Here is an 11,413-nt window from a genome sequence, read left to right on the forward strand (position 1 = left end):
ATGGTCAACGCCATGTGGGTCAGCGCGCTCGTCGGCTGCGTCTGCGGCTTCCTGTCCGCCTATCTGATGCTGAAGGGCTGGTCGCTGATCGGCGACGCACTCTCGCATTCGATCGTGCCCGGCGTCGCCGGCGCCTACATGCTCGGCCTGCCGTTCTCCGCCGGCGCCTTCCTGTCCGGCGGCCTCGCGGCCGGGGCCATGCTGTTCCTCAATCACCGCACCCGCCTGAAGGAGGACGCGATCATCGGCATGATCTTCACCTCCTTCTTCGGCGTCGGCCTGTTCATGGTCTCGCTGTCGCCGACCTCGGTGAACATCCAGACCATCGTGCTCGGCAACATCTTGGCGATCACGCCGTCCGACACGTTGCAGCTCGCCATCATCGGCGGCGTGACGCTCCTGATCCTGCTCCTGAAGTGGAAGGACCTGATGGTGACCTTCTTCGACGAGAACCATGCCCGCTCGATCGGATTGAAGCCGCTGGCGCTCAAGCTGCTGTTCTTCACGCTGCTGGCCGCCTCCACCGTCGCCGCCATGCAGACCGTCGGCGCCTTCCTGGTCATCGCCATGGTGGTGACGCCGGGCGCCACCGCCTATCTGCTGACCGACCGCTTCCAGCGGCTGATCGTGATCGCCGCCCTGCTCGGCGCCGGCACGAGCTTCGTCGGCGCCTATGTCTCCTACTTCCTCGACGGCGCCACCGGCGGCATCATCGTCGTGCTGCAGACGCTGATCTTCCTCGCCGCCTTCGTCCTGGCCCCGAAGCACGGGCTGATCGCGATCCGCCGCAAGGGCCGGCTGGCGCTGGAGCAGCGCGGAGGAACCGCATGAGCGAGACCCTCGAACTGGCGCTGCTGCCCTTCCGCCTCGGCTTCATGCAGTATGCCTTCGCCGTGACCCTGATGATCGCCGTGCCGATGGCGCTGCTCTCCTGCTATCTGGTGCTCAAGGGCTGGTCGCTGATGGGCGACGCGGTCTCGCATGCCGTGCTGCCCGGCGTCGTCATCGCCTACGTCATCGGCCTTCCCTTTGCCATCGGCGCCTTCGTCGCCGGCCTCTTCTGCGCGCTGGCGGCGGGCTATATCCGCAACAACAGCCGCGTGAAGGAGGATACGGTCCTCGGCATCGTCTTTTCCGGCATGTTCGGCCTTGGCATCGTGCTCTACGTCTCGATCGAATCCGACGTCCATCTGGACCATATCCTGTTCGGCGACATGCTGGGCATCGCGACCTCCGATCTGCTGGAGACCGGCCTGATCGCGCTCGCCTGCACCGGCTTCATCCTGGTCTTCCGCAAGGACCTGCTGGTGCAGGCCTTCGACCGACAGCACGCCGCGGCGATCGGCCTGCCCGTCCGCCTGCTCCACTACGGCCTGCTCGCGGTGCTCTCGCTCGTCGTCGTCGGCGCGCTGAAGGCGGTCGGCATCATCCTGTCGGTGGCCATGCTGGTGGCGCCGGGGGCGATCGCAGCGCTTCTGACCCGCCGCTTCGGCGCGATGCTCGCCGTCGCCGTCCTCGTCGCCGTCGGCGCCTCGCTTTCCGGGATCTACCTGAGCTTCTTCCTCGACAGCGCCCCGGCCCCGACCATCGTCGTGCTGATGACGATCCTCTTCGTCGGCGCCTTCCTGTGGCAGACCGTCCGCCGGCGCGAGACGACGCGGACGGCAGCCGGGCCGGCCTCGCCCCGATAGGGGCGGGCCGGCAACCCGCGGTTCCAACCGGAAATTGGAGCCTGGGCCGCACGCGGTCGACAGGCTTTTCTTTTCCGTCTATCGTCCGGCCCGACAGGAAAGGGGAGTCGCGCGGCGCACCCTTTCGGCGGACCAAAAGCAGGACAGGCATGGCACATATCGGCATCGTCGGCGGCGGCATCATCGGCTGCGCCACGGCACTTCACCTTCTCGACCGCGGCCATCAGGTGACCATCATCGAGCGCGATGCCGGCGGGCTGCCGGCCTCCGTCGGCAATGCCGGCATCCTCGCCGTTCCCGAGATCGACCCGATCGCCCGCCCCGGCATGCTGCTGTCCGCGCCCCGCTGGCTGCTCGATCCGCTCGGGCCGCTCGCCCTTCGCTGGGGCGACGTGCCCTCGCTGCTGCCCTGGCTGATACGCCTGCTCGCCGCCTCCCGCCCCGCCCAGGTCGAGCGCTCCCGCAAGGCCCTCACCTTCCTGATGCGGACCGCCGCCGCCGATCACGCCGCCATGGCGCAGACGATCGGCATTTACGGCCATATCCGCAAGACGGGCGCGCTTGCGATCTTCGACACCGAGGCCGCCCGCGACAAGGCCTTCGCCCACGAGGTGGATAACGCCCGCCTCCTCGGCGGCTTCGACGTCGAGAAGCTCGACGCCGCCGAGACGCGCCGCCGCGTCCCGGCGCTCACCGGCAATTTCGCCGGTGCGATCTACAATGACGGCTACCAGACGTTCGAGTATCCGCTGACCTTCCTGCGCCGCCTGCAGGCGGCGATCCGCGAGCGCGCATCGTTCATCGATGCCGCCGTCTCCTCGCTCTCCTGGAACCACGAGGGCATATCCGTCCGTACCGAGGCGCAGAACAACCACCTCTTCGACAAGGTCGTCGTCGCCGCCGGCGTCTGGTCGAAGCCGCTCGTCGAGCGGGTCGGCCTGCACGTCTACCTGGAGACCGAGCGGGGCTACAACACCACCTTCGTCAATCCGTCGGTGACGCTGGAGATGCCGGTGTTCTTTTCCGAGCACGGCTTTGTCGCCACGCCCTTCGAGAACATGCTGCGCGTCGGCGGCGCCGTCGAACTGGCAAAGCCGGAGACGGCCGCCAATTACGCGCGCGCCGCCGCCATGCGCAAGAAGATGCGCCGCTATGTGCCGGACCTGCCCGATGAGGGCGGCACCGAATGGATGGGGCGCCGGCCCTCGACACCGGATTCGGTCCCCGTCATCGGCCTCCATCCGGGCGACCCGCGCATCGCCTTCGCCTTCGGCCACGGCCATCTCGGCCTGACGCTCGCAGCCACCACCGGCCGCCACGTTGCCGATCTGTTTGCCGGCGACCTGAACCCCGCGCTCGACGCCTTCTCGATCCGCCGCTTCCAGTAGCGCGGCCCACAGAACCGAAAGATCCGCCTCATGCACAAGGTCATATTCGACACCGATCCCGGCATCGACGACGCCATGGCGCTGTTGTTCCTGCACCAGCATCCCGAGATCGATCTGATCGGCATCACCACCGTCTTCGGCAATGCCTCCGTCGAGACGACGACCCGCAACGCGCTGTTTCTCAAGCGCGAATGGAACATCACCGCACCGGTCGCCAGGGGCGACGGCAAGGCCTTCGACCCGATGCGCAACCCGGTCGACTGGCCGGTGATGATCCACGGCCATGACGGCCTCGGCAATATCGACGTGCCGCAGACGATCGACCTGCCCGTCGACCCGCGCCCCGCCCACCGCTTCATCATCGATACCGTGCGGGAAAATCCCGGCGAGGTGACGCTGATCGCCGTCGGCCGCATGTCGAACCTCGCGTTTGCGCTGAAGGAAGACCCGCAGATCGCGGCCCTCGTGAAGCAGGTGATCATCATGGGCGGCGCCTTCGACGTTCCCGGCAACATCACGCCCGCGGCCGAAGCCAACATCCACGGCGATCCGGAGGCGGCCGACGTGGTGATGACCGCCCCCTGGAACGTGACCGTCGTCGGCCTCGACGTGACGATGAAGACGGTGATGACGCGCACGCTGCTGGACGAGATCGTCCGGAAGGGCGGCGCCCGGGCGAAGCTGCTGTCGGACATCTCGCAGCTCTATATCGACTTCTACGGCCGGCACGTGAAGGACGGCATGGTCGTCCACGACAGCTGCGCCTGCATCTATCTCGTCGCGCCCGAGCTCTTCACCACCCGCAGCGGCGCGATCCGCGTCGTCGCCGGCGGCATCGCCGACGGCCAGACCATCCAGAAGCCCGATGGTCGCGCCTTCCCGCCGGGGAACTGGGACGAACTGCCGAGCCAGCACGCCTGCATCGGCATCGACGCGGACGCGGTGCTGGCCCTGCTTGCGGAAACGCTGGCGCGCCCGGCCTGATACCGGCCCCTCGTCCGGCGCTGCGCCCCACCTCTCCCCGCCGGGGAGAAGAGGTCCGGCAGCCTTGGGGCTACTCCGGGTGCTGCGGCAGCGCCCAGTCGATCGGCGGGCGGCCACGGCTCTCCAGGAAGGCGTTCGCCTGGGAGAAATGCCGGCAGCCGAAGAAGCCGTTGTGCGCCGAAAGCGGCGAGGGATGCGGCGCGCGCAGCACCAGATGCTTCGTCCGGTCGACGAACGCCGCCTTCTTCTGCGCGTAGGAGCCCCAGAGCATGAAGACGACCGGCTGGTCGTTGTCGTTGACGGCGCGGATCACCGCATCGGTGAACCGCTCCCACCCCTGCCCCTGATGCGAGGCGGCACGGCCCATCTCCACCGTCAGGACGCTGTTGAGCAGCAGCACGCCCTGTCGCGCCCAGTGCTCGAGGAAGCCGTGCCGCGCCGGCTCGATCCCCAGGTCGGTGGCCATTTCCTTGTAGATGTTGACGAGCGACGGCGGGATGCGCACGCCCGGGCGCACGCTGAAGCAGAGCCCGTGCGCCTGTCCCTCGCCGTGATAGGGGTCCTGACCGAGGATCACGACCTTGACCTCCGAAAGCGGCGTCAGGTCGAGAGCGCGGAAATACTCCGCTCCCTTCGGAAAGATCCGCTTTCCCTGCTCCTTCTCGCGGACGAGAAAGCTCCTCAGCGCCGCCATGTAGGGGCTTGCAAATTCCTCCGAAAGCGGCGCCCGCCAGCTCTCCCCGATCCGCACCTCCGCACCCGCCATGCCGCTCTCCGCCGATGTCTTTCCGTCTGGATAGCGCAGGAAACGCAAAACCGAAACCGGGTTGCCGGCATTTTGGCAGCGGCTCAACCCTTGCCGCCGGTCGCCGAAAACCGCTCCGGCAGGCCCTGCCGCCGGAACGCATCGACGAGGAAGTCGATGAACGCCCGCGTCTTGGCCGGGAGCAGCGTGCGGCTGGCATAGTAGATCGAGACCACGCCGAGATCCGCATGCCATTGCGGAAGCAGCCGGACGAGGCTGCCGGTGTCGAGATAGGGCAGCGCGTCGGGCACCGACATGAGCGTGACGCCGAGGCCTGCAGCGGCCGCCCGACCCATCGCGGCCGGGTCGTTGAAGACGATCGTCTCGGCCAGCTGCGCCGGCATCTCCTCGCCCGCGGCATTGCGCATCGTCCACGCCCGCACCCGGCCGGTCCGGGCCGAGCGCATGACGATGCCTTGCATCGCAGCCAGCGCCTTCGGGGTTTCCGGAGGCGGCCGGCCGATCATGTATTGCGGCGAGGCGACCGCGATCAGGTGGGCCGGCGCCAGGGCGCGCGCGACGACGCCGGAGGACAGTTCGAACCCGCCGCCGATCGCCGCGTCGTATCCCTCTCCGACCAGGTCGACCTGCCGGTTCTCGAAATGCCATTCCGGCCGGATCGCCGGATAGCGGTTCAGGAAGGCCGGCAGCAGCGGCAGGATATGGTCCATGCCGAAGGTCGGGCTGAGACTGACCTTGAGCACGCCCGCCGGCTCCCCCTCCCCGCCGGAGACCGCCGCGATCGCGGCCTGCAGCCCCTCCAGATTGTCACGGATCTGCGTCAGGAACCGCTCGCCGTCCTCGGTCAGCGTCAGCTTGCGCGTGCTGCGCAGGAACAGCCGCGTTCCGAGATTGCGCTCCAGCATCGCCACGTTGCGGCTGACGGCAGCCGGCGTCAGCGCCAGCCGCCGGCCGGCCGCGGAGAAGCTGCCAGTTTCGGCACTGCGCACGAAGCTTTCGAGATTGGCCAGTGTTTCCATTTTCAACGAATGCTTGATAGAAATGACAATCACCTGAGACTAATCATGGGTGAATGAAAGCGCAATATTTGCTCCATCGAAACGCCGGACCCCACCGCCAACCGAAGGAGCAACGACAATGAACCAGGCCTCTCCCCTTTCCGAAACCGCGGCAAAGACGCTCGCATCTCCGCTGGCCGGCAAGGTCGCGCTCGTGACCGGCGGCTCGCGCTCGATCGGCGCCGCCATCGCAGCGCGGCTCGCAGCCGATGGCGCCGCCGTCGCCCTGACCTACAACGGCTCGCCGGAAAAGGCCGCCGCCGTTGTCGCCGGCATCCAGGCAAAGGGTGGCCGCGCGCTGGCCATCGCCGCCGACGCCGGCAGCCCGGAAGCCGTTCGCGCCGCTGTCGGCAAGGTCGTCGAGACCTTCGGCAGCATCGACATTCTCGTCAACAACGCCGGCATTGCGCTCGGCGGCCCGATCGAGGAGATCAGCTTCGACGACTACCAGCGCATGATCGCCGTCAACGTCACCGGCGTCTTCGTGGCGACGCAGGAAGCGGTTCGGCACATGACGGCCGGCGGCCGCGTCATCCACATCGGCTCGTCGATGGTGCGCTACGCCGCTTTCCCGACCGCCTCGCTCTACACGCTGACCAAGGGCGCCGTCGCCGGCTTCAACCGCAGCCTGGTGCGCGACCTCGGGCCGAAGGGCATCACCGTCAACACCGTGCATCCCGGCCCGACCGACACCGACATGAACCCGGACGGCGGCCCCGTCTCAAAGATCGTCGGCCCCGGCATGGCGATCGGCCGCTACGGTAAGGCGCATGAGGTCGCAAGCGTCGTCGCCTATCTCGCCAGCCCCGAAGCGGCCTTCGTCACCGGCGCCGACATCGTCGCCGACGGCGGCTTCACGGCCTGAGGCGCGGGCCGGCCGCCCAACAGCCCGCCTATCGACAGGTGAGCGCGGGAGGCGCAACCGCCTCCCGCCCCTCCCGCCCCACCCGCGCCAATGCGGGCGATGGCTCCGCCCCTCGCTCCACGAAAGGAAGATCCCATGTCCATCGGCATCATCGGCTCCGGCCACATCGGTTCCGCCTTCGCCCGCGCCTTGGCGAAGAACGCCATTCCTGCCGTCATCGCCAACAGCCGCGGTCCGGCCTCGCTTGCAGACATCGAGACGGAACTTGCGCCCTTCGTCACCGCAGCCACGCGCGAGCAGGCGGCAAGCGCCGACCTCGTCCTCGTCGCCGTCCCCTGGTCGAAGCTGCCCGAGGCCCTGGCCGGCCTGCCCGCCTGGAACGGCCGCATCGTCATCGACGCCAACAACCCGATCGAACTGCCGGCCTTTCGCAAGGCGGAATTGCGGGGTCGGCTTTCGAGCGAGGTCTTTGCCGATCTCGTCCCGGGCGCCCGCGTGGTGAAGGCCTTCAACCACCTGCAGCCCCATCTTCTGTCCGGCAACCCGCAGGCCGAAGGCGGCAAGCGCGTGCTCTTCTTTTCGGGCGACGACGCGGCAGCCAGGGCCGACGTCGGCGCCCTGATCGACCGTCTCGGCTTCTTCGGGATCGACCTCGGCCCGATCGCCGTCGGCGGCAAGCTAGTCGAGTTCCCGGGCGGCCCGCTGCCGGCGCTCAACCTCGTGAAGTTCGGCTGAGCGCGTGTTCATCCACGCGGGCCGCAAGGCGAGGTCCGGGCAGCCGGGCCCTGCCCCGGAACATGTCCGCCGCACCGCCGTTTGAGGGCAATGCGATGCCGGCACGGCATCGTCCACACCCCGGAAGGAGACGAACATGCCACGCGGAGACAAGTCGAGCTACACGGACAAGCAGAAGCGCAAGGCCGAGCACATCGCGGACAGCTACGAGGATCGCGGCCTGTCCGAGAAGGAAGCCGAGCGCCGCGCCTGGGCAACGGTCAACAAGGAGGACGGCGGCGGCAACAAGTCCGGCTCCGGCCGCGGCAGGCCCGACACGCATGTCTCTTCCCGAAAGGGCGGGCGGAAGGGTGGCGCGGCCTCCGCCGGCAGAACCGCGGCCGAGCGCTCCGCCTCCGCGAAGAAGGCGGCCGCGACGCGGAAGCGCAACGAGCAGCGCGCCCACTAGGGTCAGATGCCGCAAGAGCGGACTGGCCGCCGCGCCCCTCAGCGGATCAGGATCGCCCGGAAATCGTTGACATTCGTCCCCGTCGGGCCGGTGGTGAAGATGTCGCCGATCGCCTCGAAGGCGGTGTAGGCGTCATGACCGAGCAGCCGCGCGCGCGGATCCTCGCCGGCAGCCCGCATCCGCAGGACCGAGCCGCCATCGGCAAAGGCGCCGGTATTGTGTTCCGAGCCGTCGCGGCCATCGGTGTCGGCGGCAAGCGCATGGACGTCGTCCAGCCCCTCGATCGCATGCGCAAACGACAGCAGGAATTCGCTGTTGCGTCCGCCCTTGCCGTATCCCTCGTCCCCGATCGTCACGGTCGTCTCCCCGCCGGAGAGGATCAGCACCGGGGCGGCGAAGGGGCGGCCGCGCGTGCGCACCTCGCGGGCGATCGCCGCATGCATCAGCCCGATGTCGCGCGCCTCGCCCTCGATGGCATCCGACAGGATCACGGTCTCAACGCCCGCCGCGCGCGCCCTGGCCGCGGCGGCTTCGAGCGAGACGCGGGCCGAGGCGATGACATGGTGCTCGTGGCTGGCGAAGGTCGCGTCCTGCGGGCCGGGCGCTGCGGCTTCGGCGGAGGCCAGGTGCTTCAGCACCCGGTCCGGCAGGTTCATCCGGTACTGGCGGACGATCTCGCGCGCATCCTGCGGCGTCGAACCGTCCGGGACGGTCGGGCCGGAAGCGACATGGGCGGGATTGTCGCCGGGAATGTCGGAGACGATCAGGCTGACCACCCGCGCCGGTCCCGCGGCATGGGCGAGCCGGCCGCCCTTGATCTGCGAGACGTGCTTGCGCACGACGTTCATCGCCGAGATCGGCGCGCCGGAGGCGAGCAGGGCGCGATTGACGGCGATCTCGTCTTCCAGCGTCAGCCCTCCGGCCGGCGCCGGCAGCAGCGCGGAGCCGCCGCCGGAAATCAGCGCGACCACGAGATCGTCCGCCGTCAGCCCCCGCACCGTCTCCAGCAGTCGCGCGGCCGCCGTGAGCCCGGCCGCATCCGGCACCGGGTGGGCGGCCTGCAGCACTGCGATCCTCTCGCAGGCCGCGACCGGCCCGTGCTGGGCGACGACCACGCCCTCCAGCGGGCCGTCCCACAGGCTCTCGAACGCCTTTGCCATCTGGCTTGCCGCCTTGCCGGCGCCGACGACGACAGTGCGGCCTTTCGGCGGCGCCGGCAGATGGGCGCGGATGGCCGAAAGCGGGTCCGCGGCCTTGACGGCTTCGTCGAACAGGGCGGCGAGGAAAGCGCGGGGATCGTCTTGCATGCCTGATCAATCGTCTGTTTCGAGGTCATAGACAAGCACGCCGTTCGCCCCGTCCAGAGCGGCGGCGACGATCTTTGCCCCGACCTTCTGGTGTTCCGCGTCGACGAGATAGGCATCGCGGGCGAAACTGTCGTCGAAATCGACGATGAAGCCGTCGGAAAAGCCCTTGTCCATGCCGGTCTCGGGGCTGACGTTCGTGCCGACATGGACGGCGAGCAGGCCGGCGATGCGTCCCTTCAGGGCTGCGACCTCGTCGAAGATCTCGCTCTTGGCCGCGGCGCTGATCGTCGGCTTGAAGCGGATGAACACACAGTGGCGGATCATGCGAGGCTCCTATCGGATGTCGGCGCGGGCGCGCGCACGGGTATCGTTGCGCTCGTGGGCAAAGATCTGCCGCGGCAGCGGCGGCAGCTCGCGAATGATGTCGGCGCCCTTCTCGCCGACCATGATCGTCGGCGCGTTGGTGTTGCAGGAGGGCACCCGCGGCATCACGGAGCTGTCGCAGACGCGCAGGCCCTCGAGCCCGTGCACCCTGAGGTCGAGCCCGACGACGGCATCCGCCCCCGTTCCCATCTTGCAGGTTCCGACGGGGTGGTGGTCCGTCTTGGCATTGGCGCAACCGTAGTCGAACAGATCCTCGTCGGTGACGTATTTGGGGCCGGGCAGCCGTTCGGCAAGGACGAAGGGCTTCAGCGCCGCCTGCTGCATGATCTCGCGGGCGATCTTCAGCCCCTCGATCGACATCCGGCGGTCGTGCGGATCCTCCCAGTAGTTCGGGTCGATCAGCGGCGCGGCCGCAGGATCGGCCGATGCAAGGCGAACCGTGCCGCGCGAGCGCGGGTGCAGATAGGCGGAGTTCAGCGTCACGCCGGCGTTCTTCAGCCGTTCCACGCCGGCCTCGATGCCCGAGCCGAGGCCCAGGTGGAACTGGATGTCCGGCGACCGCGCATCCGGATCGGCATACCAGAAGCCGCCCGTCTCGAAGAGCGAGGAGGCCACCGGGCCGGAGCGGAACAGCACGTATTGCAGGCCGGCCCAGAGCGTGCGGTGCAGCTTCGCCACGTTGTCATAGGTGTGGTCGCCGGTGCATTCGCAAATGACGAACAGGTCCAGATGGTCCTGCAGGTTGGAGCCGACGCCCGGCAGGTCGTGCTTCACCTCGACGCCGACCGACTTCAGGTGGTCGGCCGGGCCGATGCCGGACTGCAGAAGCAGCTTCGGCGAGCCGATGGCGCCGGAGGAGACGAGAACCTCGCGCTCGGCCCGGATCGTCTCGATGCCGCGTGCGGTGACGACCTCGACGCCTGTGGCCCGCGTACCCTCGAGCAGGATGCGGGCGACGCGGGCGCCGGTGCGGACGGTCAGGTTCTTGCGGTCCTTGATCGGCGAGAGATAGGCGAGCGAGGCCGAGGAGCGGCGGCGGTCGCGTTGCGTCAGCTGGTAGAAGCCGACGCCCGCCTGCTGGCGACCGTTGAAATCGTGGTTGTGCGGAATGCCGAGCTCCTGGCCGGCACGGATATAGGCGTCGCAGATCGGCAGCCCCGAGACCGGCATCGAGACGCCGAGCGGCCCGCCATAGGAATGGTAGTCGTCGGCGAAGCGCTGGTTGTCCTCCGCGCGCTTGAAATAGGGCAGGACGGAGCGGTAGTCCCAGCCCTCGCAGCCGTCCTCGGCGGCCCAGAGGTCGTAATCCACCGCATTGCCGCGGGTATAGAGCTGCGCATTGATCGACGAGCCGCCGCCGATGACCTTGGCCTGGGTGTAGCGCAGCACGCGGCCCTTCATGTGCTTCTGCGGCACGGTTTCCCAGCCCCAGCTGGCGACACCCTTGGTCATCTTGGCAAAGCCCGCCGGCATGTGGAACAGCGGGTTCCAGTCGCCGCCCCCGGCCTCCAGCAGCAGCACCCGCACGGAGGCATCCTCGGAAAGGCGATTGGCGAGCACGCAACCCGCAGGCCCGGCGCCGGTGATGATGTAGTCATATGCCATGCACGTTTCCTCAAGTGTTCATCACCCTCCCCTTGAGGGGGAGGGTCGGACCGTAGGTCCGGGGTGGGGTGACTTCTTTGTCGCCGTGGGCCCCCCCCCCCCCCCGCGGGGGCGCCCCCCCCCCCCCCGGGGGGGGGGGCCCCCACCCCCCCCCCCCCCCCCCCCCCGGCGGAAGCGGCCGG

Annotated in this window: 12 protein-coding genes; 7 read left to right on the forward strand and 5 right to left on the reverse strand. The window is 68.7% G+C overall.

Annotated elements, in window-relative coordinates; genetic code table 11:
- The 4 genes from P0086_RS15180 (at position 1) to P0086_RS15195 (ending at position 4,063) form a co-directional block, all read left to right on the forward strand.
- A complete protein-coding gene (locus P0086_RS15180) occupies positions 1-831 on the forward strand; it encodes a metal ABC transporter permease (protein WP_275787028.1) in 831 nt (276 codons plus the stop codon).
- Positions 828-1,691, forward strand: coding sequence for a metal ABC transporter permease (locus P0086_RS15185; RefSeq protein WP_275786947.1), 864 nt, complete (start codon positions 828-830; stop codon positions 1,689-1,691). The genes P0086_RS15180 and P0086_RS15185 overlap by 4 nt, the downstream gene beginning before the upstream one ends.
- 149 nt (positions 1,692-1,840) lie before the next feature.
- Positions 1,841-3,079, forward strand: coding sequence for an FAD-binding oxidoreductase (locus tag P0086_RS15190; protein ID WP_275786950.1), 1,239 nt, complete (start codon positions 1,841-1,843; stop codon positions 3,077-3,079).
- Positions 3,080-3,109: 30 nt separating this feature from the next.
- Positions 3,110-4,063 carry a nucleoside hydrolase gene (locus tag P0086_RS15195; RefSeq protein WP_275786952.1) on the forward strand — a complete coding sequence of 318 codons (954 nt, stop codon included), beginning with the start codon at positions 3,110-3,112 and terminating at the stop codon, positions 4,061-4,063.
- Positions 4,064-4,133: 70 nt separating this feature from the next.
- Here P0086_RS15195 and ung read toward each other — a convergent pair whose 3' ends face one another.
- A complete protein-coding gene (gene ung, locus P0086_RS15200; RefSeq protein ID WP_112613436.1) occupies positions 4,134-4,829 on the reverse strand; it encodes a uracil-DNA glycosylase in 696 nt (231 codons plus the stop codon).
- 83 nt (positions 4,830-4,912) lie between these two features.
- The gene (locus P0086_RS15205) at positions 4,913-5,848 is read right to left on the reverse strand and encodes a LysR family transcriptional regulator (protein ID WP_275786958.1); all 936 of its coding nucleotides are present in this window, start codon (positions 5,846-5,848) and stop codon (positions 4,913-4,915) included.
- A 118-nt stretch (positions 5,849-5,966) separates the two neighbouring features.
- Here P0086_RS15205 and P0086_RS15210 point away from each other — a divergent pair, with 118 nt between their 5' ends.
- The 3 genes from P0086_RS15210 (at position 5,967) to P0086_RS15220 (ending at position 7,935) form a co-directional block, all read left to right on the forward strand.
- Positions 5,967-6,752, forward strand: coding sequence for an SDR family oxidoreductase (locus tag P0086_RS15210; protein ID WP_112593560.1), 786 nt, complete (start codon positions 5,967-5,969; stop codon positions 6,750-6,752).
- 135 nt (positions 6,753-6,887) lie between these two features.
- On the forward strand, positions 6,888-7,487 hold the full coding sequence (locus tag P0086_RS15215; RefSeq protein WP_112610621.1) for an NAD(P)-binding domain-containing protein: 600 nt from the start codon (positions 6,888-6,890) through the stop codon (positions 7,485-7,487).
- A gap of 136 nt (positions 7,488-7,623) precedes the next feature.
- On the forward strand, positions 7,624-7,935 hold the full coding sequence (locus tag P0086_RS15220; protein ID WP_275786963.1) for a plasmid stabilization protein: 312 nt from the start codon (positions 7,624-7,626) through the stop codon (positions 7,933-7,935).
- A 38-nt stretch (positions 7,936-7,973) separates the two neighbouring features.
- Here P0086_RS15220 and P0086_RS15225 read toward each other — a convergent pair whose 3' ends face one another.
- From P0086_RS15225 to P0086_RS15235, 3 genes are read right to left on the reverse strand one after another with little or no spacing between them, the layout of a single operon-like run.
- On the reverse strand, positions 7,974-9,242 hold the full coding sequence (locus P0086_RS15225) for a glycerate kinase (RefSeq protein WP_275786966.1): 1,269 nt from the start codon (positions 9,240-9,242) through the stop codon (positions 7,974-7,976).
- Positions 9,243-9,248: 6 nt separating this feature from the next.
- Positions 9,249-9,566: a Dabb family protein gene (locus tag P0086_RS15230; RefSeq protein ID WP_112599802.1), complete on the reverse strand. Its 318-nt coding sequence runs from the start codon at positions 9,564-9,566 to the stop codon at positions 9,249-9,251.
- Positions 9,567-9,575: 9 nt separating this feature from the next.
- A complete protein-coding gene (locus P0086_RS15235; RefSeq protein WP_148149531.1) occupies positions 9,576-11,231 on the reverse strand; it encodes a GMC family oxidoreductase N-terminal domain-containing protein in 1,656 nt (551 codons plus the stop codon).
- Positions 11,232-11,413 lie beyond the last annotated feature (182 nt).

It is taken from the genome of Mycoplana sp. MJR14, assembly GCF_029210525.1.
Taxonomy (GTDB): domain Bacteria; phylum Pseudomonadota; class Alphaproteobacteria; order Rhizobiales; family Rhizobiaceae; genus Mycoplana.